At 64.2% G+C, this 25605-nt stretch carries 23 protein-coding genes and 1 pseudogene; 20 read left to right on the top strand and 4 right to left on the bottom strand.

The features are described 5' to 3' along the window. The first annotated feature begins 129 nt into the window (after positions 1-129). Together ACE3P9_RS06610 and ACE3P9_RS06605 are read left to right on the top strand one after the other, a co-directional pair. On the top strand, positions 130-516 hold the full coding sequence (locus ACE3P9_RS06610; protein WP_374492657.1) for an Mth938-like domain-containing protein: 387 nt from the start codon (positions 130-132) through the stop codon (positions 514-516). 244 nt (positions 517-760) lie between these two features. Beyond that, entirely contained in the window at positions 761-1258 is a 498-nt protein-coding gene (locus ACE3P9_RS06605) for a peroxiredoxin (protein WP_374492655.1), read from the top strand. Positions 1259-1500: 242 nt separating this feature from the next. Here the strand turns inward: ACE3P9_RS06605 and ACE3P9_RS06600 are convergent, their stop codons facing one another. Next, the gene (locus ACE3P9_RS06600) at positions 1501-2301 is read right to left on the bottom strand and encodes a hypothetical protein (RefSeq protein WP_374492654.1); all 801 of its coding nucleotides are present in this window, start codon (positions 2299-2301) and stop codon (positions 1501-1503) included. A 589-nt stretch (positions 2302-2890) separates the two neighbouring features. Between ACE3P9_RS06600 and ACE3P9_RS06595 the strand changes: the two genes are divergently transcribed. The 5 genes and pseudogenes from ACE3P9_RS06595 (at position 2891) to ACE3P9_RS06575 (ending at position 8540) form a co-directional block, all read left to right on the top strand. Beyond that, positions 2891-3211: a DUF485 domain-containing protein gene (locus ACE3P9_RS06595; protein ID WP_374492652.1), complete on the top strand. Its 321-nt coding sequence runs from the start codon at positions 2891-2893 to the stop codon at positions 3209-3211. Continuing rightward, positions 3211-4883 (top strand): annotated as a pseudogene (locus ACE3P9_RS06590) (cation acetate symporter). The gene ACE3P9_RS06595 and the pseudogene ACE3P9_RS06590 overlap by 1 nt, the downstream one beginning before the upstream one ends. Positions 4884-5142: 259 nt before the next feature. Further along, on the top strand, positions 5143-6120 hold the full coding sequence (locus ACE3P9_RS06585) for a GMP reductase (RefSeq protein WP_374492650.1): 978 nt from the start codon (positions 5143-5145) through the stop codon (positions 6118-6120). 63 nt (positions 6121-6183) lie between these two features. After that, the gene (locus tag ACE3P9_RS06580) at positions 6184-7614 is read left to right on the top strand and encodes a patatin-like phospholipase family protein (protein WP_374492648.1); all 1431 of its coding nucleotides are present in this window, start codon (positions 6184-6186) and stop codon (positions 7612-7614) included. Continuing rightward, complete coding sequence (locus ACE3P9_RS06575; RefSeq protein WP_374492771.1) at positions 7614-8540, top strand: NAD(P)-dependent oxidoreductase; 927 nt, start codon at positions 7614-7616, stop codon at positions 8538-8540. The genes ACE3P9_RS06580 and ACE3P9_RS06575 overlap by 1 nt, the downstream gene beginning before the upstream one ends. Before the next feature lie 36 nt (positions 8541-8576). Here the strand turns inward: ACE3P9_RS06575 and ACE3P9_RS06570 are convergent, their stop codons facing one another. Together ACE3P9_RS06570 and ACE3P9_RS06565 are read right to left on the bottom strand one after the other, a co-directional pair. Next, positions 8577-9608 carry an alpha/beta hydrolase gene (locus ACE3P9_RS06570; protein ID WP_374492646.1) on the bottom strand — a complete coding sequence of 344 codons (1032 nt, stop codon included), beginning with the start codon at positions 9606-9608 and terminating at the stop codon, positions 8577-8579. A gap of 68 nt (positions 9609-9676) precedes the next feature. Beyond that, a complete protein-coding gene (locus ACE3P9_RS06565; RefSeq protein ID WP_374492645.1) occupies positions 9677-10834 on the bottom strand; it encodes a phospholipase in 1158 nt (385 codons plus the stop codon). Positions 10835-11175: 341 nt separating this feature from the next. Between ACE3P9_RS06565 and ACE3P9_RS06560 the strand changes: the two genes are divergently transcribed. From ACE3P9_RS06560 to murI, 9 genes are all read left to right on the top strand, one after another. Then, positions 11176-11745, top strand: a complete 570-nt coding sequence (locus tag ACE3P9_RS06560; protein WP_374492643.1) for a hypothetical protein — start codon at positions 11176-11178, stop codon at positions 11743-11745. Between the two features lie 254 nt (positions 11746-11999). Continuing rightward, the gene (mbhE, locus tag ACE3P9_RS06555) at positions 12000-14969 is read left to right on the top strand and encodes a hydrogen gas-evolving membrane-bound hydrogenase subunit E (protein ID WP_374492642.1); all 2970 of its coding nucleotides are present in this window, start codon (positions 12000-12002) and stop codon (positions 14967-14969) included. Continuing rightward, the gene (locus ACE3P9_RS06550) at positions 14966-15343 is read left to right on the top strand and encodes a Na+/H+ antiporter subunit C (RefSeq protein ID WP_374492640.1); all 378 of its coding nucleotides are present in this window, start codon (positions 14966-14968) and stop codon (positions 15341-15343) included. Before mbhE ends, ACE3P9_RS06550 begins: the two co-directional genes overlap by 4 nt. Then, positions 15336-16997 (top strand): monovalent cation/H+ antiporter subunit D, encoded by a 1662-nt coding sequence (locus ACE3P9_RS06545; protein WP_374492638.1) that lies wholly within the window; start codon positions 15336-15338, stop codon positions 16995-16997. The genes ACE3P9_RS06550 and ACE3P9_RS06545 overlap by 8 nt, the downstream gene beginning before the upstream one ends. Further along, entirely contained in the window at positions 16994-17587 is a 594-nt protein-coding gene (locus ACE3P9_RS06540; RefSeq protein WP_374492636.1) for a Na+/H+ antiporter subunit E, read from the top strand. The genes ACE3P9_RS06545 and ACE3P9_RS06540 overlap by 4 nt, the downstream gene beginning before the upstream one ends. After that, on the top strand, positions 17571-17864 hold the full coding sequence (locus tag ACE3P9_RS06535) for a K+/H+ antiporter subunit F (protein ID WP_374492634.1): 294 nt from the start codon (positions 17571-17573) through the stop codon (positions 17862-17864). Before ACE3P9_RS06540 ends, ACE3P9_RS06535 begins: the two co-directional genes overlap by 17 nt. 18 nt (positions 17865-17882) lie before the next feature. Next, the gene (locus ACE3P9_RS06530; protein WP_374492632.1) at positions 17883-18257 is read left to right on the top strand and encodes a Na+/H+ antiporter subunit G; all 375 of its coding nucleotides are present in this window, start codon (positions 17883-17885) and stop codon (positions 18255-18257) included. A gap of 86 nt (positions 18258-18343) precedes the next feature. Beyond that, on the top strand, positions 18344-19897 hold the full coding sequence (locus ACE3P9_RS06525) for a fumarate hydratase (protein WP_374492631.1): 1554 nt from the start codon (positions 18344-18346) through the stop codon (positions 19895-19897). Positions 19898-20081: 184 nt separating this feature from the next. Then, the gene (gene murI / locus ACE3P9_RS06520; RefSeq protein ID WP_374492629.1) at positions 20082-20981 is read left to right on the top strand and encodes a glutamate racemase; all 900 of its coding nucleotides are present in this window, start codon (positions 20082-20084) and stop codon (positions 20979-20981) included. A gap of 153 nt (positions 20982-21134) precedes the next feature. Here the strand turns inward: murI and ACE3P9_RS06515 are convergent, their stop codons facing one another. Then, the gene (locus tag ACE3P9_RS06515) at positions 21135-21770 is read right to left on the bottom strand and encodes a DUF6806 family protein (protein WP_374492628.1); all 636 of its coding nucleotides are present in this window, start codon (positions 21768-21770) and stop codon (positions 21135-21137) included. A gap of 399 nt (positions 21771-22169) precedes the next feature. Between ACE3P9_RS06515 and thrS the strand changes: the two genes are divergently transcribed. The 4 genes from thrS to rplT all read left to right on the top strand — a co-directional run bounded on the left by thrS (position 22170) and on the right by rplT (position 25581). Further along, positions 22170-24116, top strand: coding sequence for a threonine--tRNA ligase (gene thrS / locus ACE3P9_RS06510; protein WP_374492626.1), 1947 nt, complete (start codon positions 22170-22172; stop codon positions 24114-24116). Positions 24117-24187: 71 nt separating this feature from the next. After that, positions 24188-24811: a translation initiation factor IF-3 gene (infC, locus tag ACE3P9_RS06505; RefSeq protein ID WP_374492770.1), complete on the top strand. Its 624-nt coding sequence runs from the start codon at positions 24188-24190 to the stop codon at positions 24809-24811. Positions 24812-24994: 183 nt separating this feature from the next. Further along, positions 24995-25198: a 50S ribosomal protein L35 gene (gene rpmI / locus ACE3P9_RS06500; RefSeq protein WP_374492624.1), complete on the top strand. Its 204-nt coding sequence runs from the start codon at positions 24995-24997 to the stop codon at positions 25196-25198. Between the two features lie 23 nt (positions 25199-25221). Then, positions 25222-25581, top strand: coding sequence for a 50S ribosomal protein L20 (rplT, locus tag ACE3P9_RS06495; RefSeq protein ID WP_374492622.1), 360 nt, complete (start codon positions 25222-25224; stop codon positions 25579-25581). Positions 25582-25605 lie beyond the last annotated feature (24 nt).

Genomic DNA, 25605 nt, shown 5'->3' with positions numbered 1-25605 from the left:
CAGCGCTCCGGCTCTCATGCCCTGCTGATCGACCCACACACAGCCCTGCTCCATGAAGAGGCCAATGCACGACGATGCAGCCTCTTGGCGCCCCTCTGTGTCTCCCTTCTTCCCTTCCGGACCCCTGCCATGAAGATTCAGCCCGATCACATGGATGTGCAATCCATCACCGCCTACGGCCCCGGCTGGATCGCCGTCGACGAACAGCGCCGCACGCGCAGTGTCTGGCTGGGGTCGGACGGCTTCCTGCAGGACTGGCCCTGCTCGCGCTTCGAAGACCTGGCTGCAGTGGATTTTGCGCCGCTGGCCGAGCTGGACTACGAAGTGGTGATCTTCGGCAGCGGCAACCGTCTGCGCTTCGTGCCGCCGGCGTGGCTCGCACCGCTCATGGCCCGGCGCATCGGTCTGGAGACCATGGACACCGAGGCGGCGTGCCGTACCTACAACATTCTTGCCGGCGAAGGACGGCGGGTGCTGGCCGTGCTGCTGCAGGAAGAGCCCGCACAGACCGCCTGAGGCGTCTGCCCCAGAAAAACGGGGGCATTGTTATCGCTCAAAACAGGCGCGGCTTTCCGTTTTGGATTAAAATTACTACTTGGCTGTAGCATGGCAGCCACGCTCCAAGCCCTCACCAGTAGTACGAAGGAGTACATACGCAGTCACTCCTTCTTGGCAGCGCTTGTTTGTATCCCATCGTCGGCAGCGGCGTGCTCCTCCTGCACGCCACGCCCATCCGACACATCGAAAGAGAACGATTCACATGGCGATTGCTGTAGACAAACCGATCCCCGAATTCGAAGCCAACGCAACCAACAACGTCAAGGTCAGCAATACTTCTCATCATGGTCAGATCGTGGTGCTGTTCTTCTATCCCAAGGACAACACACCGGGATGCACCACCGAGTCCATGGGCTTCCGCGACAAGTACAAGGACTTCGTGAAGGCCGGTGCCACGGTGTTCGGCGTCTCGCGCGACAACATGACGTCGCACGACGGCTTCAAGGCCAAGCTCGAACTGCCCTTTGAACTGATTGCAGACACCGAAGAGAAAATGTGCCACATGTTCGGCGTGGTCAAGAACAAGATCATGTACGGCAAGAAGGTCAAGGGCATCGAGCGCAGCACCTTCCTGATCGATCCCGACGGCATCCTGCGGCAGGAATGGCGTGGGGTCAAGGTGGCAGACCACGTCGAGGAAGTGCTCAAGGCCGTCAAAGCACTCAAGAAAACCCTGGCCGCCACCCACGCAGAAGAATAAGCCAGAACACCGCGCACCCTCTGCGAGAAGGGCGCGCTGGTCGCTGGCCATGCTGCACACCAAGGCTTCCCTTCGGGAAGCCTTTTTCATGCGGGTGGCATCCACATCGTCCTGCCGCAGCGCGGCAACGCAGCTCCTCTGTACGCAGGCGAGCCATTGGTGCAACCAGGCGTTCTGCTCGATGCAAGAAGAAAGATGCCACACCTCTCCGACACGGAGAGGCCATGCCGCAGCGGTTCGGTTCAGAAGGACTGCTGCGCCCCACTCTCTGCGGAGCGTACCGGCGTGGCCCGTGCGAGCGCCATCCAGACATCGAAGCGCAGCCGGACAAAGGGACGCTGGGGAGCCTCGCGCAGGCAAACCAGGTGATCCTGTGCATCCAGCCCCATGACCCCGCATTCGTCGGGAATTTCCTCGGGCGTGGCGATGGGCTTGCCTGCCGACGTGCGTCCCAGCACGTAATACAGACGGGGTGCCATGGCCAGGTAAGCGGCGCGCTTGGAGGCCTTGCGCAGGTCTCCAAGCAGATCGGCACGGCTGACCTTGATCTCGTGGATCACCGGTTCGAGGTACGCCTCGCGCGAGGTATGGCGCAGGCTGAAGACATCGGGCATCGCCACGACCCATTCGCGTGCAGCAGGGGCGATGACGTCGTCTGGCACGCACAGGAGTTCTGGGAGCTCCAGATGCTCCGGGTCATCCGGCGCTTCTTCCACTGCCAGCCTTCCCACAGCGTCCCGCACGATGGACGCCCGCAGCGACAGACCGCGCCATGCAATGCGTCCCTGCGCATGCTGATGCTGTGCCACCTGCTCCACCAGCTGCTCGTGGGCCGAGCGAGCCTCTCGGTTGTCGGCACCGTAGGCCGCCAGCGAGTCGATGCCCGCAGCGGTCAGGCGAATAGTGGAACGGCCGTCGGCATCCCAGTGCAGGGACAACAACCCTGCCGCGATCAGATCGACCTCCAGCGTGTCCTGACAGGGCCAGCCCGAGGAACGGTACATCTGACGCAGACGGGTGAGATGACGACGGGAGAGGTTCATGAAAAGACAGGCATCAGGCATGCCGAGCCACGAAAGAGCCGGTGACAGCCACACGATGCGAAACGCCGCATGACTGTATATGCGTACAGCATTGTAGAGGCACTCAGCCCCGCTGCCAAGCAGACTCTTCATTCCCAATGCTCTGCTGCAGCGCCGGCCACCGCACTGCCACAGAAAGCGGAACGATGGACGACAGGCTGATTTTGAATCAGTGAATGGGTCTTTCTGGAATATCAACGGAGAAATGCCATTTCGCAAGATAAAAATACACGGAAATCACATGCATGCATGTCGTCATCTCAGGAAATGGGAAAAAGACACCACTGCAATGCAACGACACCCCAATTCCGCCTTCTTCCTGATGCGTGCCACACAGGACAGGGGCTTGCAGCCCACAAGGGTTTTCCATGAAATGGCCGCGAATGTGACATAGGGATATTTCCCTATATTTCCCTATTCCAAGGGCAAACCCTTGATGGTTTACCCTGAATGACGCATCACTCTGTAAGTTTGCATTCAACATGCATTTTTATAAACACGCCTCGACCTTTTGAGGCCTGTTTTCTTGAAATGACATGAAAGGGAATCGATGAGCAGTGCAATTTACGAAAGAGTGCGCGCCAATCCGAAATTCCATGAGCTGGTGGCCAAGCGCGGCCGGTTTGCCTGGACGCTGGCATTTGTGGTGCTGACGCTTTTCTACGGGTTCGTGATGGTGGTGGCCTTCACCCCCAAGGTGCTGGGTGAGCCTGTGAGTGCAGGTTCGATGCTGACGGTGGGCGTGGCAGTGGAGCTGTTCATGTTCATTCTGTTCTGGGTGCTGACGGCCGTGTATGTCCGTCGTGCCAATACCGAGTTCGACTCCATCAACCAGCAGATCCTGCGTGATGCAGCCCAGGGAGGGAAGTAATGCGTACCTTGTTCCGTCGATTCCCTGCACTGGCACTCGCTGGTGCTTCCGGTCTGGCCTATGCCGCAGGCCCCGCACTGGAGGCCACCACCAAGCAGGCCACCAACTGGTCCGCGATCGTGATGTTCATGATCTTCGTGGGTCTGACCATGGGCATTACCTACTGGGCGGCCAGCCGCACAAGTCGGCTGCCGATTTCTATACCGCTGGCGGCGGGATCACCGGCTTCCAGAACGGCATGGCCATTGCGGGCGACTACATGTCGGCTGCCACGCTGCTCGGGCTGACCGCGCTGGTCTACGGCACCGGGTATGACGGCTATATCTACGCCATGGCGTTCTTTGCCGGCTGGCCCATCATCCTGTTCCTGATGGCCGAACGCCTGCGCAACCTGGGGCGCTTCACCTTCTCCGATATCACGGCCTACCGGCTCGACCAGGGCAAGATCCGCACCATGGCGGCCATTTCCTCCCTGATCGTGGTGTGCTTCTACCTGATCGCGCAGATCGTGGGTGCCGGTCAGCTCATCAAGCTGCTGTTCGGGCTCGACTACATCGTGGCGATCTTCGCCGTGGGCATCCTGATGATGGTGTACGTGACGTTCGGCGGCATGGTGGCCACGACCTGGGTGCAGATCATCAAGGCCGGTCTCCTGCTGTTCGGAGGCACGGTGGTGATGCTGCTGGCCATGAGCCAGTTCGGCTTCTCGTACACGACGGTGGTGGAAAAGGCCATGTCTGTGCACAAGCTCAAGGGCAAGCTGATGTATCCGGGCAGCCTGCTCGCCGATCCGGTGACGGCCATCTCCCTGGGACTGGGCCTGATGTTCGGCACGGCCGGGCTCCCCCACATCCTGATGCGTTTCTTCACCGTGACCGACGCCAAGGAAGCACGCAAGTCGGTGCTGTACGCCTCGGGCTTCGTGGCTTACTTCTTCAACGTGATCTTCCTGATGGGCCTGACCGCCATCGTGATCGTGGGCCAGAACCCCGACTTCTTCGAGGGTGGCAAGCTGGGTGGCAAACTCATCGGCGGCGGCAACATGGTGGCCATGCATCTGGCCAAGGCCGTGGGCGGCAACCTGCTGCTGGGCTTCCTGTCTGCCGTGGCCTTCGCGACGATTCTGGCCGTGGTGTCCGGACTCGCCCTGGCTGGTGCCTCTGCCATCTCGCATGACCTGTATGCCCGCGTCATCAAGAAGGGCAACGTGAGCGAGACCGATGAGATCCGCGTCTCCAAGTACGCCACCATCGTGCTGGGTGTGATTGCCATCGTGCTGGGCATCGCCTTCGAGAAGCAGAACATCGCGTTCATGGTGGGCCTTGCCTTCGGCGTGGCTGCTGCCGCCAACTTCCCGGTGCTGATCCTGTCGATGTACTGGAAGGGTCTGACCACCCGCGGTGCCCTGTGGGGTGGCTATTCCGGCCTGGTGTCCGCAGTGCTGTTCGTGCTGTTCTCCAAGTCGGTGTGGGTGGATGTGCTGGGCTACAAGGCCGCGATCTTCCCGTATACGCAGCCTGCCCTGTTCGCCATGCCGCTGGCCTTCTTCATGGCCTGGCTGATGTCGAAAACCGATGGCAGCGTGCGTGCCAAGGCCGAGATCGCTGCATTCGATGACCAGTATGTGCGCGCACAGACCGGCTTTGGTGCAGCCTCTGCAGCCAAGCACTGAGCCACAACGCTGCTCGCATGGCTGTCCCCGAGGCAGCCATGCCTCCCGGGGTACCTGTCCATCGCGGCAGGTACCCCGTGTGCATGATGGGCAGGCCCGTGCTGACGCACCATGCCTTCCCGCCCCGGCTGAGGCATGGGGGCACCGCTAGAATGGATCACCGGGCTGCCGCCGTGGCGCCCGGTTTTTTTGCGTGTGGAGTGCCGATGCCGCATGGCATGTCTGCGCGGCTCCGCACCGGTTTGCTGGAAGGCTGGTCATGGATATCTTCGATTACGACAACGTACTGCTGCTGCCCCGCAAGTGCCGCGTCACGAGTCGCAGCGAATGCGACACACGGGTGACGTTCGGGCCGCGCGCGTTCCGGATTCCGGTGGTGCCTGCCAACATGAAGACCGTGGTCGACGAGCGGCTGTGCACCTGGCTGGCGGAGCACGACTATTTCTATGTGATGCACCGCTTCGATCTGGATACGGTGGCCTTTGTGCGCGATATGCGGGGCAAGGGGCTGTATGCCAGCATCTCGGTGGGCATCAAGGCAGCGGACCGCGCCGTGGTCGATGCGCTGGCGGCCGAGCGGCTGATGCCCGAATACATCACCATCGACGTGGCGCACGGACATTCGGATGGCGTGCGGGACATGATTGCCCACATCAAGGATCGGCTGCCGGGCAGCTTCGTCATTGCCGGCAATGTGGGCACGCCCGAGGCGGTGATCGACCTGGAGAACTGGGGTGCCGATGCCACCAAGATCGGCATCGGGCCGGGCAAGGTCTGCATCACGCGCCTGAAGACGGGCTTTGGCACCGGAGGCTGGCAGCTCAGTGCCGTGAAGTGGTGCGCCCGCGTGGCCACCAAGCCGCTGATTGCCGATGGTGGCATTCGTTGCCATGGCGACATTGCCAAGTCGATCCGCTTCGGGGCCACCATGGTCATGGTTGGCTCCCTGTTTGCGGGACATGAGGAGTCTCCGGGCAAGACGGTGGAGGTCGACGGCACGCTGTTCAAGGAGTATTACGGCTCGGCCAGCGACTTCAACAAGGGCGAATACCGGCATGTCGAGGGCAAGCGCATTCTGGAACCGGTCAAGGGCAAGCTGGCCGATACGCTGGAGGAGATGCATCAGGACATCCAGAGCTCGATCAGCTATGCGGGTGGCAGGAGCCTGATGGACATTCGCAAGGTGAACTACGTCATTCTGGGCGGCGCCAACGAAGGGGAACACCTGCTGATGTAGGGCAAGGTGCCCTGCCCTTCCCTGCAGTCCAGATGGACTGCTGCACCACGATTCTTGCCTCCCATGTTGCCGATGCGTCCCCTGCCGACTGTCCTGCTGCGCCTGCGCTCTCTGTGGCTGGTGGGCATGTGTTGCCTGCTGGCGGCCTGTGCCTCGGTGCGCTATACCCCGCTCGCCACCATCGACCGGGTGCAGCCCGAGGTGGGCTACCGGCTGCGCACGGCAGTGCAGTCGCAGACGGCGGACCGGGCACGGGCCGATGACCTGTTCGTGGTGATGATGTTCTCGGGCGGCGGCTCGCGGGCGGCGGCGCTGGGATATGGCGTGCTCAAGGAGATGCGCCGGCAGCAGTTCGTCCGGAACGGCGAGACCACGGACCTGTCGGCACAGGTGGATCTGACGTTCGGCATTTCGGGTGGTTCGATGCTTTCGGCCGCCTGGGCGCTGGAAGGGCCGGAGATCTTCCAGACTTTCGAGCCGCACTTTCTCAAGCAGGACATTCAGCGCAATATCGTGCACAAGGTGTTCTCGGTGACCAACTGGTCGCGCCTGAGCTCACCGGAATTCGGACGAGGCGATCTGCTGGAGGAGCAGCTCGACCTGACGCTTTTCCAGCACGCCACCTTCGGCGATCTGGCCAGCCGCCGCAAGGGGCCGTTCTCCGTCATCAGTGCGACCGACATGTCCACCGGATCACGGCTCGACTTCATTCAGGAGAACTTCGATGTGCTCTGTCTGAACCTGTCTAAGCTGCCAGTGGCCAGGGCCGTGGCGGCATCGAGCGCGGTGCCGCTGGTGTTTGCACCGGTCACGCTCAACAACCACGGCGGACACTGCCACTACACCCTGCCGGAGGAAATGCAGCAGGCGCTGTTCCTTACATCGCCCGGCAGCCTGGAACACAAGACCCGCATGGAGATCGTGCGCTCGCTCACGGGTTATGACGAAAGCCGCCAGCGCCCCTACATCCATCTGCTCGACGGTGGGCTGGTGGACAACCTGGGCATGCGCGGCCTGCTCGATGCCACCCAGCTCTACAGCAGCGAGCAGATTTACGACCAGTTCACCCTGCACCGGGCACGCCGCATCGTGGTGATCAGCGTCAATGCGCAGAACCGTCCCGCCTCGGTCATCGACCAGAGTGCAGCCGTTCCGCCCACCCGCGAAGTGGTGCAGGCCCTGGTGAACATTCCCATCGACAGGAACTCGCAGGAATCGCTGCGGCAGTTCCGGCGGCTGATCGATCACTGGCGGGCAGGCGAGCAGGCCCGTGCCCGGCAAAAGGGCGAGACGCCGGTGGATCTGTATTTCATCAGCCTCGATCTTGCCGATCTGCCCGATGCTGCCCAACGCCGACAGGCGCTGAACATTCCCACCAGCCTGTACCTGCCGCCCGCCCAGATCAACCTGCTGGAAGAAGCTGGCTCCGTGCTGCTGCGCCAGTCGTCCGAATTCCAGCGGCTGCAGAAAGACCTGTCCCTCACGCGCTCATGATGTCGTCCTCATCCTCTCCTGCCGCTCCATCTTCTTCCACCGCCTTCACTCCGCTGCAGCTGGCCTGGCTCGGCACCGGCGCCATGGGGCTGCCCATGGCGCAAAGACTCTGCGCTGCAGGGCATCGGGTGCATGTCTGGAACCGCACGACTGCACGGGCCGAGCCTTTGCGCGAGGCCGGAGCGGTGCTCCACACACAGGCTGCCGATGCCGTCCGAGCCGCCGATGTGGTGGTGGGCATGCTGGAAAACGGCCCTGTCGTGCAGGACGTGCTGTTCGGCGCCGCAGAGGCTGCCGCCCACATGCGGCCCGGCACGCTGTGGATCGACATGGCGAGCATCGCCCCCGACGAAGCACGCGCGCATACCGAACGGCTGGCCCGGCTGGGCATCCATGCGCTGGATGCCCCCGTCTCGGGCGGCACCGTGGGGGTCGAGGCGGGCACGCTGTCGATCATGGTGGGTGGGAGCGCAGAGGATTTCGCACGCGCCACACCGATCTTCTCGGCACTCGGACGTGCCACACGGGTGGGCCCTGCCGGCAGCGGGCAGCTGGCCAAAGTGGCCAACCAGATGATCGTGGGCACCACCATCGGCGCCGTGGCCGAAGCCCTGCTGCTCTGTGCCCGGGGCGGGGCCGACATGGCGCAGGTGCGGCAGGCGCTGCTCGGCGGATTTGCCGACAGCCGCATTCTGACGCTGCACGGCGAACGCATGGTGCAGCGCGACTTTGCCCGACGTGCCCGCATGCAGGTGCAGCTCAAGGACATGCGCAACGCCCTGCACACGGCCGATGCCCTGGACTGCCAGCTGCCGATCACGGCGCTGGTCGAGCAGCTCTACGCCGATGCCATCGCTCACGGGCTCGGCGATCTGGACCACTCTGCCCTGTTTCTGGAGCTGGCCCGGCGCAACGGCATGGCGTAGCGGGCCCACAGAATCCCTGAACGGGTGCGGATGCCTTCACTCCTCCCACAGTGCCCGGCGCAGGGCGGCGGCGGCATCTGCATGGGCCTGCAGGGCTTCGGGAATGGCTCGCCCCATCTTGATGAATTCATGGATGACACCGTGGTAGACCTCCAGCGTCACGGGCACTCCCTCCGAACGCAGCCGATCGGCCCAGAGCATGGCATCGTCATAGATCGGGTCGCACTCTGCCAGCCCCAGCCACAGGGGAGCCACACCATCCACCCGTGGGGCCAGGAAGGGAGCAAACCGCCAGTCCTCATAGTCGGCAGGGCTGTTCACCCATTGCTCGAACATCCATGCGATCTGGGGCTCTGTGAGCAAAAAGCCCTGCGCATACTTGTGTCGTGAAGGGGTGAGGGGCGCAGCCTGCATGCCGGGATAGAAGAGCAGCTGCAGGCGCAGAGGCACTCCCTCCTGCGCGGCCTGCACCGCACATCCTGCCGCCAGGGTGCCCCCTGCGCTGTCCCCACCGACAGCCATGCGCTGGGCATCCAGCCCCAGGGCCGCTGCCTTCTGCCGCAACCAGAAAATCGCATCCCACGCATCCTGGAAGGCAACGGGAAACTTGTGATCGGGGGCCAGCCGGTAGTCCACCGATACCACGGCGCAGCCACTGCCTGCACACAGCGCGCGGCACAGGGTGTCGTGCGTGGCCACGCTGCCGACCACAAATCCTCCCCCATGGTAGAAGACCAGCACCGGCAGCGGAACGGTGGCGTCCTGCCCTGTCCCCCGCAGGGGAATGTAGAGCCTGCCCGGGATACTGCGCGCATCGCGCGTGGGAATCCGAAGCTCCTCGACACGGGCCAGCTCGGGGGGACGGATCTCCAGCACCTCGGAGCCCAGCGCATAGGCCTCGCGCGCCAGATCGGCGGGCAGGCTTTCCATGGGGGGACGCGTGCGGCGGCCTATGCGTTCGAGCAGGGTGCGCACGTGAGGCCGCAGCTCGCCCCACGCCACGGGATCGACTCCCGCAGGAACCGAAAGGGGAGCAGAGAGAGAGAAAGACGAATCGGAAGAAGACATGATGGGAATGATGCAGAAACAGGCAGGCAGCGAGGCAGCCTCCACAACGGAACGCACAGAATGCAGATTCAGAGAGGCTGCACCTGCCCCGGGTCGGGATGTTCGAGCCAGTGCGCCCATTCATCGGCCAGCTGGCGACTGGCTGCCACGGCCTGGGTCCAGGCCCGGATACGCCCCGCGTCATCGCCCAGATAGCGCTTGAAATCCTGGCGGTCTGGGAGTTTGCCATGGGGCAGGTGCGCCACCCAGTCCGGGCGCGGGGACAGCAGCAGGACATGATCAAGGGCTGCTGTGCTCGCATGACGTCGAGTCCAGGCCTTGTCGAACCACCCGGGAATCAGGGTGCGCTGGAAGTGAGGATACAGCACGATGCTGCGGGCTGGTCCAGTGCCTGCGGGCTGCGCCGAGAGGCCCTGCAGATAGCGCAGGTGCAGATGGTAGTCGGTGATGCCCCCATCCCAGTAGGCCCCGCATGGGGCTCCCGGAATGTCATGCACGGCCTCCAGCACAAACGGAATCGAGCCACTGGCCTGCACGGCGGGCAGGAAACTGGCTGGCGTCAGGCTCACCTGCCGGGTCGGAAAGTCCCGCGCATCGAACGGCAGGGGAGACGACTCGGCCCCACCCGTGTCCGCCCCAGTCCCACCGGAAACCACCGGTGCAGAGAACACCACGCGTTCCAGCCACTGCCCCAGTGCCTCGCGCCTGCGGGCGTTGCCGACATAGGCGGCCAGGTACCCGAGTGTGCTGCGCCACGGGCCTTCCTTCGCCAGCAGCCCGCTCCGCCCATGCGAGGTCATGACGTGCAGCCGATAGCGGGGATGCGCCAGCACCCGGTCCACGCTCCCGTCGAAGATTTCATGCAGGTTGGCCGCAAACGAAGCACTGATGGCAGACGGCGGCGGCAGGCGCCATCGTCCCCACGCCCGCCGCAGCGGATAGCTGTCATGGATGTAGTGGTGTTCCAGAGCATCGAAGCCGGCCACCGGATCATCCAGACAGGCCGTGGCCAGTCGCCATGCGCCGATGGAGGCTCCGACCAGATTGATGGGACCTTCGGCCTGCGGCAGCCAATGCCCGAACAGATGCCTGTCGAGGTGCAGCAGCATGAGACCCTTGGGGCCACCTGCGGCAGCCGGCACCGCAGCGACATGGGACGGCACGAGGCCGTGTGCACGAATATGGGCCAGGGCTGCCGGCCCGGCATGCAAGGCAAGCGCTTTCATGAAAGTCCTTCGTCACCCCCCTTTGGGCATGGCCTCCGCAGACAGACCTGCGATGATCACCCCCTGGAGGCATGGCCGATGCCATCGGATGGCATGCAATTATGCAGGAGCCCCTGCATCCCCTTCTTCCCGGAAAGGGTACGCCCCCAGTCAGCCGGCCATCATTGCCATGGCTTGATACTTTCTGATTTGCCTGCATATAGAAGCATCTGTTCCCTGTTCTGCCGTGCGCAGGGCAAAGGTATTAGACTGCCTCACGCCGCCGATGCCGGGTCCGTCACACGGGCACATCGGAATACAGGGTCGGCACCCCACGAGACCATACAAGGAGAATCCGTTCCATGCGCATCGAAGCATCCCGTCTGGCACAGGGACATCCTGAGCTGGAAGACGCCATTGTGCGTGCCCGCAAGCTGCTGCGTCGCAAGGCCCTGACGGGCGCTGCCACCAGCATGGTGCCCATTCCCGGGGTGGACTGGCTGGTCGACGCCTCCCTGATCACCCGCGTGATTCCGCAGATCAATGCCGAGTTCGGTCTCACGCCCGCACAGATCTCGCGCCTTGATCCGGGGCGCCAGGAACGCCTGCAGAAGGCCATCGCCACGGTCGGCACCATGATGATCGGGCGTCTGGTCACCAAGGAAGTGGTACTGCAGGTCCTGCGCCGTGCCGGTGTGCGCATGACTTCGAAGCAGGCCGTCAAGTACGTGCCCGTTGCCGGCCAGCTGGCTGCCGCTGGCCTGGGCTATGCCGCCTTGCGCTACCTGGGCGAGCAGCACATCCGGGACTGCGTGCAGGTCTGTCTGGACTCTGAGCTGGCCAGCGAATTGCCCCCGCTCACGCGGCTCTCGGGCAGCGTGGGCCGGCGCATGCAGGGACACTGGCTCGGACGTTCGGCTGACGACGAGTGAGCCGATGAGGAGCCGGCATCGCACTGCCGGCTCTCCTCTGCTGGTGACTGGGAACCTCCGACGCACGACGGGCTCCTTGCCGTTCGGCCACCAGCCACCGCCTGCAGCTCCCGGCCTCTGCCGGAGGCTGCACACGGTTCTCATTACAATGGGTTTTTCCCCGCAGCGGTTGCCGTGCGCGGGTGTGCCCATGCAGACCCGCCAGATCCGACCATCGTTCGCGTTCTTTCCGATGATTGTCCGATTGCCCAGGAATGTCCGGTCCGCCGCAGCTCATAGCCATTCTTCTGGTGCCCCTGTTGCTGGGCATCCCCCTCACCCTGCTCCCGCACCATCTGCCGGGCCGCGCCCTGCGCAACGGCGCGCTCCCGGCTGCTGAACGGCCTGCGGCACGCCAGGCCAGTGCCATGCTCGCTGGCCTGCTGGCTCTGGGCAGCCTGGGATGCCTGCTGAGCCTGCTGCCCGACCTGATGGCCGCCGGGGCAGTGCAGACCTCCATGCCCTGGGTGCCCGAGCTGGGGCTCGACATCTCCCTGCGGCTCGACCCGCTCTCGGCCCTGTTCGTGGGGCTGATCGACGTGATGGGCCTGCTCACCATCGTCTATGCCAGCGGCTACCTGCACCGACACGATTCCACGGCACGGTTCTACAGCCGGCTCATGCTGTTCATGTCGGCCATGCTGGGCGTCGTGCTGGCGGACAACCTGCTGCTGCTCATCGTGTTCTGGGAACTCACGAGCCTCTCCTCCTTCCTGCTCATCGGCTACTGGGGCACGCAATACGACGCACGGCGCGGCGCGCGCATGGCACTGACCGTGACCGGCGGCGGGGGGCTCGCCATGCTGGGTGGCTTCATGCTCATTGGACAGATCACCGGCACCATGCGCATCAGCGAGCTGCCAGCCCTGGCCTCCCACATCCAGGCCCATCCGCTGTTTCCATGGGCGCTGGGACTGATTCTGGTGGGCTGCTTCACCAAAAGTGCGCAGCTGCCCTTCCATTTCTGGCTCCCGAGCGCCATGGCGGCACCGACTCCCGTTTCGGCCTACCTGCACTCGGCCACCATGGTCAAGGCGGGCATCTATGTGCTGCTGCGCCTCTTTCCGGTATGGGAGGGGAATGCGCTGTTCCAGCAGATCGTGCTGCCCGTGGGGCTGTGCACCATGGCCTTCGCGGCAGCGGTGGCCATTTTCCGGCATGACCTCAAGGCGCTGCTGGCCTATTCCACGGTGAGCCACCTCGGACTCATCGTATGCCTGATTGGCATCGGCACGCCCCTGGCGATGGAGGCGGCGGTGCTGCACATCGTGAACCACGCCAGCTTCAAGGCAGCCCTGTTCATGACGGCCGGCATCGTCGACCACCAGGCCGGCACCCGCGACATGCGCAAACTCGGCCAGCTCTCCCTGTATCTGCCTATGACGGCCACCGCCGCCACCGTGGCCACGGCCAGCATGGCCGGCGTGCCGCCGCTCGGCGGCTTCGTGAGCAAGGAGATGTTCCTGACTTCGGTCTGGTCGCTGCAGGCGCTCTCGCCTATGGGCTGGGTCCTGGTCGCAGTGGCCGCGCTGGGCGCCACGGGCAGCGTGGCCTATTCGGCGCGCTTTCTGCTCGACACCTTCTTCCGTCGGGGAGATGCCGCGTTTGCTGAGCAGGCCCGCCGCAATCCCCATCTGACGGATCCGGTCTGGAGCATGCGTGCCCCGGTCCTGCTGCTGGCCGCCGTGTGTGCAGCCGGCGGATGCTTTCCCGAGGCTCTCTGGGGCGGTCTGGTCCGGAGCGCCGCCTCCACGGCGCACGGAACGCCAGTCGACGTCCATCTGGCCCTGTGGCATGGCTGGAATGTCCCGCTGCTGATCAGCGCTGTCGCCCTGATCGCCGGCCTGTCCATCTACCTCTGGCTTGTGCGGGACCGGCGGCTGCAGCTGCGTCCGGAGAGCGGATTCTGGAAGCACTGGAGCGGGCCCGAGCTCTACACCCGCACCATCGACCGCCTGTTCGCACTGGCCGGGCGTCTCACCAGCCTGACTGCCAACGGCTCGCTGCAGCGCTACCTGGTGCTGCTGCTGGGGTGCGTCGTCGTGTGCGCAGCAGGAGCGGCCATCGCATGGCCCGAAGCTCTGCCCGTTGCTGGCACGCGCGCCCTGCTGCCCGCCACTCCGCTGGCCTGGCTGCTGTGGGGGCTGACGGCACTGGGATGCGTGTCCGTGCTCCGGTGGCATCACCGGCGCCTGTACAGCGTGGTGTTCATCTCGATCGTAGGCATGGTCACTGCACTGTGCTTCGTGTTTCTGTCGTCTCCCGATCTGGCTCTCACCCAGCTGAGCGTGGAGGTGATTTCCACCGTGCTGCTGCTCATGGGGCTGGCACTGCTGCCGCCCACCACTCCGCGCGAATCTTCCGCATGGCGCAAGGCCCGCGACGGTGCGCTGGCGTTGTCCATCGGTGCCCTGGTGGCGTGGCTGGCCTGGGTCATGCTCACGCGCGACCATGCGTCCATCGCCTGGTACTTCCTGCAGAATGCGCTGCCCCACGGCGGCGGCGGCAATGTGGTCAATGTCATCCTGGTCGATTTCCGTGGCTATGACACCATGGGCGAGATCACCGTGCTGTCCATCGCAGGGCTCGGAGTCATGGCCCTGATGCAGGGCCTCCGCGTGGAGCGCCCCGCACGGGATCCGCAGAGCCTTGCCTGGTCCTTTGCCCCTTCGCCGCTCATGCTGCGCATGGGAGCGACGGTCATGCTGCCCTTCATCGTGCTCGTGGCACTGCACGTCTTCCTGCGCGGGCACCAGGCGCCTGGCGGGGGGTTCATCGCCGGCCTGATCACTGCGGCGGGACTGGTGCTGCAGTACATGGCCCGCGGGCAGACCGAAGCCGATGCCCTGCTGCACGTCCGCCACGGCGACCGTTTCGTGCGCTGGATTGCGCTGGGCCTGGGCATGGCGGCCATCACCGGGCTGGGGGCCATGGTGTGGGGATACCCTTTCCTCACCAGCGCCGCCGGCCATCCGGTATGGCCCGTGGTGGGCGAAGTGCCGCTTGCCTCGGCCGCGCTGTTCGACCTGGGAGTCTACGGCGTGGTGATCGGCTCTGTGCTGCTCACGCTGTCCGTGCTGGGACAGGCCTCGCGCCATGCCCACCCTGCGTCTCTTTCTCCCGCACGTCTGCCAGACGGCATGCCGGGTCCGAACCTGCTCCCCACAAAGGGAGATCCATCATGAGCCTCGAATTCCTGCTGGCCAGCGGCATCGGCCTCGTCACCGCCAGTGGCATCTACCTGATCCTGAGGGGCCGGAGCTGGCCCGTGGTGCTGGGACTGAACCTGCTGGGCTACGCAGTCAACGCATTCATCTTCGCCATGGGACGCCTGTGGCTCGACGCCTCCCCCCTCATCGGCCATGACACGCCCCCCACGGCGCGCACGCTGGCCGACCCCATTCCCCCGGCCCTGGTCCTGACGGCCATCGTGATCGGCTTTGCCACCACAGGGCTGCTGCTCGAACTGGCACTCCGGGGCTATCACACCCACCACAGCGACCATGTCGACGGCCACGAGCCCGGGACTCCCGCGCGCGAGGAGGACACCCATGCATGAGCTTGCTCCCGCACTGACCCTCCTGCCTCCGGCGTGGCGCCAGCACCTGCCCCTGCTGCCCGTGCTGCAGCCCCTGCTCACGGCCATCGTGCTGCTGATGGTGTCCGGACAGCGCCGTCTGCACCTCCAGCGCGCACTGGGGCTGGCCAGCCTGGTGCTCGGAGGAATCGTCGTCGTGGCGCTGCTGCAGGTCGCCGACACGGGCTCCGTCATGGTCTACCGCCTCGGCAACTGGCCCCCTCCCTTCGGCATCGTCCTGGCGGTGGACCGTCTGGGAGCCTACATGCTGGCCATGGCATGGCTCATCGCCGTCCCCATCCTCTGGTACGCCTGTCACGGCTGGGACGAACGGGGCCTGCATTTTCACGCGCTCTTCCAGCTCCAGCTCATGGGGCTCAACGGGGCCTTTCTCACGGGCGACCTCTTCAACCTGTTCGTCTTCTTCGAGATCCTGCTCATTGCCAGCTATGTCCTGCTGCTGCACGGACGCGGAGACGAACGCCTGCGCAACGGCCTGCACTACGTCATCCTCAATCTGGTCGCTTCGTCGTTCTTCCTCATCGGACTGGCCCTCGTCTACGGCATCACCGGCACGCTCAACATGGCCGATGTGGCCCTGCGTGCCATGCAGCTGGCCCAGGAATCAGCCACCCAGGCCTGGCTGCTGCGCATCACGGCGCTGCTGCTGCTGACCGTATTCGGCCTCAAGGCTGCGGTGTTTCCCCTGCACGTATGGCTGCCCGGCACCTATGCCTCTGCCAGCGCTCCCGTGGCCGCCCTGTTCGCCATCATGACCAAGGTGGGCATCTACGCCATCCTCCGCACCCATGTGATGATGTGGGGCCACGTACCGGGTGCTGGCGACGTGGCCCAGCACTGGCTGCTGCCGCTCGGCATTCTCACGGCAGTCACCGGGGTGCTCGGGGCGCTCGCTGCCCACCGACTGGCCCGTCTGGTGGCCTGGCTCACCGTGACCTCGGTCGGCACCGTGCTCACCGGTGCGGGACTCGGCACGGTCGAAGGCCTCTCTGCCGGCCTGTACTATGCGCTGCACAGCACCCTTGTCATGGCCGCCATGTTCCTGCTCGTCGAACTCGTCGCCCTCCAGCGCGGCTCCGCCTATGACCGCCTGCAGCCAGCCAACCGCCTCGCCCAGCCCGCCACGCTGGGGCTGCTGGTGCTGCTCGGTTCGGCCTCGGCAGCGGGCCTTCCTCCCCTGCCGGGCTTCCTCGGCAAGCTGATGCTGCTGCACGCTGCAGCCGGACACATGCACCAGGGGCTGATCTGGGCTTCCGTGCTGGGTGTGGGCTTTCTCACCCTCATAGGACTGGCACGCGCAGGCAGCCTGCTGTTCTGGAGCGTAGAGCCCGCAGCGCCTGCCAGCGGTCACCTTCCCGCGTCGACCCCCTATATTCCCAGCGCCGCCTCCTGGGCCGTGCTGGCCCCGTCCTCCCTGCTGCTGGGCTGCGTCATGCTCGTGGCCGTGTATGCCGCACCCCTCAAGCACTACACCGACGCCATGGCCCGCCAGCTCCTCGACATCCACAGCTATGCCACCCAGGTCCTGGGGCCACAGCAGCACAACGGCATCTCCCTGAGCACACGCCCCTACACCGGCCACATGCCAGCCACATCCAAGGAGGCCCACCCATGACCCCTCCCTCCGCACCTCCTGCTTCCAGCCTGCGCCGCTGGCTGCCCCATCCCTGGTGGAGCCTCTGGCTGGCGGCATGCTGGCTGCTGCTGGAAGATGCAGACAGCCCGGGCCACTGGCTCATGGCCCTTCTGTTCGCCCTGGTGCTGCCCCGGGTGCTGCACGCCTTCATGCGTCTCCCCCCACCCCCGCAGACCCCGGATGCACCCGACACCCCCACTCGCATCCGCATCCGCTGGCAGCCCATCCCCCGACTCGTGGCCCACGTGCTGCAGGACATTCTCCTGTGCAATCTCATCGTGGCCCGTCAGGCCCTCGGGCGCATGTCGGCCCTGCATCCGGCCTGGCTCGAAGTCCCCGTCTCCCTGCGGCACCCCCTGGCCATCGACCTGCTGGCCTCCATCATCACCAACACCCCGGGCACCATCAGCTGCACCATCAGCCCCGACCGGCGCCGCATCCTGGTGCATGCCCTGCATTGCGACGACATTCCAGGCGCGCTGGCCTCCATTCACAGGCGCTACGAGCAGCCGCTTGCCGCCATCTTCGACACCCCACCGGAGACCCTTCCCCATGCCCCATCCCGCTGATTACCCGATCTGGATCCTGGCCCTGCGCATTGCCATGGGGGCAGCCGGACTCTCCATGCTCCTGTGCGCCTGGCGTCTGTGGAAAGGCCCCTCCCTACCGGACCGCATTCTGGCACTCGACACCCTCTACCTCTACACCCTGGCCCTCATCGTGCTCACAGGCATCCTGCAACAGTCGGCTCTCTTCTTCGAAGCCGCGCTCGTCATCGCCATGCTGGGATTCGTTTCGACACTGGCCGCCGCACGCTACGTCGCCCGCGGCACCGTCATCGAATGATCCGCAGGAGCAATCCCCATGCCCCCCGTCCTCGCATCGCTCCTCGTCTGGCTTCTCTCCCTGCTGCTGCTGGCCGGGAGTTTCTTCATGCTCGCCGGCGCCATCGGCCTCGTCCGCTTTCCGGACTTCTACATGCGGCTCCACGCCCCCACCAAGGCCTCGACCCTGGGCGTCGGCAGCATCCTGCTCGCCTCGATGGGAGCCTCGGCGCTCGATCTGCACCTGCATGCCGCCGAACTGCTCATCACCCTCTTCCTGTTCCTCACGGCCCCCATCTCCTCCGGTCTGCTGGCACAGGCAGCACTCCACCTGCGCCAACCCGGTGTGTGCGCCCTGCCGGGTTCTCCCGAAAACGCCGAGTTGGCCGCACGTCAGCCAGACAGGGCACAATAGCGCCTGCGCTCCGGGCGGCGCCTTTTAGCCTCTGCCCGGAGACACATACACCCTGCATGTTTTGACCCCGCACCGCAAGGAACCCCATGACCACCATCATCAAGCAGGACGATCTGATCGAATCGATCGCCGCCGCGCTGCAGTACATCAGCTACTACCATCCCGCCGACTACATCGAGCACCTGGCCCGCGCCTGGGAAATGGAACAATCCCCCGCCGCCAAGGACGCCATGGCGCAGATCCTCACCAACAGCAAGATGAGCGCACTGGGCCACCGCCCAATCTGTCAGGACACCGGCATCGTCAACGTCTTCCTCAAGGTCGGCATGGACGTCCAGTGGGGCGACTTCACCGGCAGCCTCGATGACGCCGTCAACGAAGGCGTGCGCCGCGGGTACAACGACCCTGACAACACCCTGCGCGCCTCCATCGTCTCCGACCCCCAGTTCAAGCGCAAGAACACCGGCGACAACACCCCCGCCGTCATCCACACCGAAATCGTGCCTGGCAACACCGTGGAAGTCACCGTGGCAGCCAAGGGAGGCGGCAGCGAAAACAAGTCCAAGTTCGCCATGCTCAACCCCAGCGACAGCGTCGTCGACTGGGTCCTCAACACCGTTCCCCACATGGGTGCAGGCTGGTGCCCGCCCGGTATGCTCGGCATCGGCATCGGCGGCACGGCCGAAAAGGCCATGCTCATGGCCAAGCAGGCTCTCATGGAAGACCTCGACTTCCATGAACTGCAGGAAAAGGCCAAGCGCGGCGAACCCCTCACCGATGTGGAAAAGCTGCGCATGGAACTCGTCGAAAAGGTCAACGCCCTCGGCATCGGCGCCCAGGGCCTCGGCGGCCTCACCACCGTGCTCGACGTCAAGATCAAGATGTACCCGGCCCATGCGGCCGGCAAGGCCATCGCCATGATCCCGAACTGCGCCGCCACACGCCACGCCCACTTCACCCTCAAGGGCAACGGTCCGGTCTATCTCGCTGCGCCCAGCCTCGACCTCTGGCCCAAGGTCGACTGGCATCCCGATGCCGACAAGGCCACCCGTGTCAACCTCGACACCCTCACCCCGGAAGAAGTCGCCTCCTGGAAGCCGGGCCAGACCCTGCTGCTCAACGGCCGCATGCTCACCGGCCGCGATGCCGCCCACAAGCGCATCCAGGACATGCTCGCCAAGGGCGAAAAACTCCCGGTCGACTTCACCAATCGTGTCATCTACTACGTCGGCCCGGTCGACCCCGTGCGTGACGAAGTGGTCGGCCCTGCCGGCCCCACCACGGCCACCCGCATGGACAAATTCACCGAGATGATGCTGGCCCAGACCGGCCTCATCTCCATGATCGGCAAGGCCGAGCGCGGCCCGGTCGCCATCGAAGCCATCAAGAAGCACAAGAGCGCTTATCTGATGGCCGTTGGCGGAGCCGCCTACCTCGTCTCCAAGGCCATCAAGGCAGCCAAGGTTCTGGCTTTCGAGGATCTGGGCATGGAAGCCATCTACGAATTCGAAGTCCAGGACATGCCCGTCACCGTCGCGGTCGATGCCCAGGGTGTATCGGTTCACAAGACCGGCCCAGCCGAATGGTCCCAGCGCATCGCCAGCGGCGAATTCAAGGGCGTCGGCATCATCGCCGGCTGACAGGCTGACAGGCTGATACGCAGTCCTCACGGTGCGGCAGCCCTGCCGCACCCCTCCTTGTTCCTCTCGGGGCCGCCTCCCTCGGAAGCGGCCTGAGTGGCACACAGAGTCCCTGCGCTGCAAGGCCATCTGATGCCTCCAGCGCGGGCGACTTTTTCTTCCCTCTTGCTTCCGGGCACACTACATGCCGGTCTTCAATCCCCACAGTCTCGAACCCATAGGCGTCTTCGACAGCGGGGTGGGAGGACTGAGCGTACTGCGCCAGCTGCTGCGCCTGCTGCCTCAGGAAGACTTCGTGTACCTTGCGGACACCGCCTGGGCCCCCTACGGCGAACGCAGCGAGGACGACATCCGACACCGCTGCCTGGACATCACCCAGTATCTGGTGCGCGCCCACGCCATCAAGGCACTCGTCATCGCCTGCAACACGGCCACTGCCGCTGCCGCATCCCTGCTGCGCGAACGTTTCCCCACCCTGCCGCTGATCGGCATCGAACCGGCCATCAAGCCTGCCGCATCGCTCACGCGCACCGGCCATATCGGAGTCATGGCCACGCGCGCCACGGTAGGCAGCGCCCGCTTCCAGCAGCTGGCACGCACCTGGGGCACCAACTGCCACCTGCATATCCTGGCATGCAACGGCCTTGCCCTCTCGATCGAAAATGCCCTGGAAAACCATCCCAACCCCGATGGCGAAACCGTGCGCAGCCTCTGCGAGCGCTACATGCACGAACTGTCGCCCTTCGTCGGACAGGACTCCGCCCACGGCATCGACACCTTGGTGCTGGGCTGCACGCACTACCCGTTTGCCACACGGCTGCTCGCGCCACTGGCCGGCCCCGGCGTCGCGCTCATCGAGCCAGGCGAACCGGTGGCACGCCAAACCGCCCGTCTGCTCGGCAAGACGGGCCTGCTGCGCAGCGCCCCGGTGCCCTCGCCCGACGATGCCAGCGAACGCCCCGAGCGCCCCGTGCCCGGCACCCTGATCCTCGAAAGCACCGCTTTCCCGGAACGGCTCACCACAGCCGCCAGGCGCTGGCTGCATCTGCCTCACATCGAAGCCCACGCAGTCACACTGTCCTGATCACCGTCTGCCGATCACAGCTTTCAGGGTTCTGGGGGAAGCGGGCACCGATCCCGCACTGCTCCCGCTGGGGCGCTGCTGCCAGAACACGCCCTCCCTTTGAAGGAAGGCATGAAAGGCCCCGCCACCTTGCGCGCCAGTCGCGCCTTCGCATCAATGCAGATGGCGCGGCTTGCGTCCACCGCCACTGCGGTGCCCAGTGCCTCCGGCATTGCCGCCTTTCGGCGACTTTCCGATCTCCAGCGACTCCACCAGCGCATCAAAGCGCTCGGTGAACAGCCGGTCGATCTCGCCCACCACACCAGTCAGCTCGCTGGCATCGAAATGCCGCTCCATGACATTCACCACATCCTGCACCAGCAAGTCGCGCTGGATCTGCATGATCGCCGCCGGCGTGGGACCGACGAAGACCAGAATGAAATCGTCTCGCGACTCCTCATCGCGCGATTCCTCGTCGTCCTCATCGAATTCGGTGTCATAGAACGACACCTCGATAGGCGCCCCCACACTGGCGAGCTCATTGAGGTTCATGCACATGTCGTCGATGTTCTGGCGAAAATCCTCGTCGCCGCGCAGCGTCCAGCACATGCGCAGCAGATGCTGGCGCGCCTCGTACTGGATGCCGGGCTCTTCGTCATAGATGCTCGCCGCACCGTCCTGCAGAGAACGGGCTCCTGCGTACTCCCACAACGGGCGCAGTGCCTCCTGCACATCTTCGAGCTTCACTTCGGGATGCAGAGACACTTCGCCGTGCACATGGATTTCAAAGGGGGGGTTGTAATGTGCCATGATCTTCTCTGTCTGTAGTGTCTGCCTGTCATGCGTCCGACTGTCAGGCACGTGTCCCCGGCAAGCCCGCATGCTCCAAGTGTAGCGATCTTTTCCCGCTGCCCCGTGTCCATGCCTTCCGCGCACCGGCATGGGGGTGCCCCATGTCCGTGCATCTGGGCTAGAATCAAGAGAGTTTTTCCTGTTTCACCCTCAGCAAGAGCGAGAAAGGCACATCCGGTTATGACACCGCGAACTCCGTCCTCCCCCTCTCTCGACGTCTCCCTGCAGACGTCGGGCCGCTGCTTGCACGGCCGTCGGTAAATTCGGCGGACATTCCGTTTTCAGAAGCAGGCGCGGCATCCCCCGCGCCTTTTTGTTGCCTCCTTCCCTCCTTTTTCTGATCCAGAGTCTTTCACGATGGTACGCATTACCCTCCCCGACGGTTCCCAGCGCAGCTTCGACCATCCCGTCACCGTAGCCGACGTGGCTGCCAGCATCGGCAGCGGATTGGCCAAGGCCGCCCTCGGCGGCCGCATCGGTTCCGCAGACGATTCCCGACTGGTCGACACCAGCTATCTCATCGAGCACGACACCCCGCTGGCCATCGTGACCGCCAAGGATGCCGACGGCCTGGACATGATCCGCCACTCCACCGCCCACCTGCTGGCCTATGCGGTCAAGGAACTGTTCCCCGATGCGCAGGTCACCATCGGCCCTGTGATCGAAAACGGCTTCTACTACGATTTCGCCTACAAGCGCCCCTTCACCCCCGAGGATCTCGCCGCCATCGAAGCCAAGATGACCGAACTGGCCGGCAAGGACGAACCCATCGTGCGCCGCGTGCTCCCCCGCGATGAAGCCATTGCCTACTTCAGGGATCTGGGAGAAAAGTACAAGGCCGAGCTCATCGGCAGCATTCCACAGGGCGAGGAAGTCAGCCTCTATCGGGAAGGCCGCTTCGAGGACCTCTGCCGCGGCCCCCACGTGCCGAGCACCGGCAAGCTCAAATACTTCAAGCTCATGAAGGTCGCCGGTGCCTACTGGCGCGGAGACAGCCGCAACGAAATGCTCCAGCGCATCTACGGCACCGCCTGGGCCTCCAAGGACGAGCTCAAGCAATACCTGCACATGCTCGAAGAGGCCGAGAAGCGCGACCACCGCAAGCTCGGCAAGGAACTCGACCTCTTCCACATCGACGAATTCTCGCCCGGCACCGTGTTCTGGCACCCCAAGGGCTGGACCATCTGGCAGCAGGTCGAGCAATACATGCGCCATATCTACCAGGACAACGGCTACCTCGAAGTCAAGGGACCGCAGATTCTGGACAAGGGACTCTGGGAGAAGACAGGCCACTGGGACAAATACCGTGAGAACATGTTCATCACGGAAAGCGAGAAGCGCGAATACGCCCTCAAGCCGATGAACTGCCCCGGCCACATCCTGATCTTCAAGCAGGGCGTGCGCAGCTACCGTGACCTGCCCCTGCGCTATGGCGAATTCGGGGCGTGCCATCGCAACGAACCCAGCGGCGGCCTGCACGGCATCATGCGCGTGCGCGGCTTCACGCAGGACGATGGCCACATCTTCTGCACCGAGGCACAGATCCAGTCCGAAGTGACGGCTTTCACCACCCTGCTGCAGAACGTCTATCGCGAATTCGGCTTCGAGAACATCATCTACAAGCTCTCGACCCGCCCCGAGAAGCGCATCGGCACCGAAGAAAGCTGGGACCGAGCCGAAAACGCCCTTGCCGAAGGCCTGCGCGCCTCCGGCTGCGAATTCACCTATCTGCCCGGCGAAGGGGCGTTCTACGGCCCGAAGATCGAATACACCCTCAAGGACGCCCTGGGACGCGAATGGCAGTGCGGCACCATCCAGGTCGATCCCAACCTGCCCCAGCGGCTCGATGCCGAATATGTGGGAGAGGACGGCAACCGCCATCGCCCCATCATGCTGCACCGGGCCATCGTGGGGAGCCTCGAACGCTTCATCGGCATCCTCATCGAGCACTATGCCGGCGCAATGCCCACCTGGCTCGCTCCCGAGCAGGTGGTGGTGCTCAACATCACCGATGCACAGGCCGACTATGCCACCCAGGTGGCCGAAACGTTGCGCAGGCACGGCATCCGTGTGGCCACCGATCTGCACAACGACAAGATTACCTATAAAATACGCAGTCACGCCACCCAGAAAGTGCCGTATATCCTCGTCGTGGGAGACAAGGAACGCGACAACCACCAGGTGGCCGTACGCGCCAGAGGCAACCAGGATCTTGGCGTCATGTCCGTCGAGGATTTCATGAGCCTCGTGCAGAGTGACATCACCAGCCGGTCAGCCACTCCGCCCATTCCGCAAAAGAGCTGAGTATCCGGGCGGCAGCGGCTCTGCCTGCTCGCCGCCCGACTGGCGTACAACGTATTGAAAGGACATTCACCATCGCTACCGAATATCGTGATCGTCGTCAGCGCGAGGAACGCAAGCATCGCCTGAACCGCGAAATTTCCGCACCCGAGGTGCGCCTCTCCGGGCCCAACAACGAACCCATCGGCATCGTCAGTCTGCAGGAAGCCCTGCGCATGGCTGGCGATCAGGATGTCGATCTGGTCGAAATTGCCCCCATGGCCCATCCTCCTGTCTGTCGCCTGATGGACTACGGCAAGTTCAAATACCAAGAACAAAAGAAAGCCGCAGAAGCCAAGGCCAAGCAGAAGGTCATCGAGGTCAAGGAGATCAAGTTCCGTCCTGGTACCGACGAAGGCGATTACAACATCAAGATGCGCAACGTTCGCCGCTTCCTTGAAGAGGGCAACAAGTGTAAAATCACGCTCCGTTTCCGCGGACGCGAGATCACGCACCAGCAGCTCGGCATTGAGCTGCTGCAGCGCATCCGCGACGAGCTCGGCGACACCATTGTCGTCGAGCAGTTCCCCAAGCTCGAAGGCCGCCAGATGATCATGATGATCGCTCCTGGCCGCAAGAAGGTGGTCGGCAACGCCAAGGACGCAGGCAAGCCCGCTTCCGAAAGCACCGTCGACGCGGGAGCAGAAGCCGGACAGTGATGCCTCGTCGCTGCGCGACGCATTGCCATCCGCACCCCATGGATGCAGGGCTGCCCTCACCCGGCAGCCCTGTCCATTGACCGCCTCCGGCAACGGAAGCGATCACAACAAGTGGCTCGGGGCCAGCAAGCGTGTGTGAAAGGTTGCACACCGCCTCACGAGCACAAATGAAGGAGCATCACAATGCCCAAGATGAAGACCAAGAGCAGCGCGAAAAAACGTTTCCGCGTTCGTCCCGGTGGCACGGTCAAGCGTGGCCAGGCCTACAAGCGCCACATCCTGACCAAGAAGACCACCAAGAACAAGCGCCATCTGCGTGGTGCAGTGACCGTGCATGAGACCAACATGGGTCACATGGCTCAGATGCTGCCGTTCGCCGGCCTGTAATCAGACGAATAAGGAGATAAAACATGCCTCGCGTCAAACGTGGTGTCACGGCTCGTGCCCGTCACAAGAAAGTCCTCGCCCTTGCCAAGGGTTTCCGCGGCCGCCGCGGCAATGTATTCCGCATTGCCAAGCAAGCCGTCATGAAGGCAGGTCAGTATGCCTATCGTGACCGCCGCAACAAGAAGCGTGTGTTCCGCCAGCTGTGGATCGCCCGTATCAACGCCGCCGCCCGTGCCAATGGCCTGACCTACAGCCAGTTCATCAACGGACTCAACAAGGCCCAGATCGGTCTGGACCGCAAGGTGCTGGCCGACATCGCAGTGCACGACGCTGCCGCATTTGCCGGCATCGTCAATCAGGTCAAGGCCTCTCTGGCAGCCTGATGGCACGCGGGATCGTCCCGGAAT

Source organism: Allobrachymonas sp. (assembly GCF_041912815.1).
Classification (GTDB): Bacteria; Pseudomonadota; Gammaproteobacteria; order Burkholderiales; family Burkholderiaceae_C; genus Brachymonas.
Note: the sequence above shows the minus strand (reverse complement) of the source record. Positions and strands in the feature narration are given on the sequence as shown.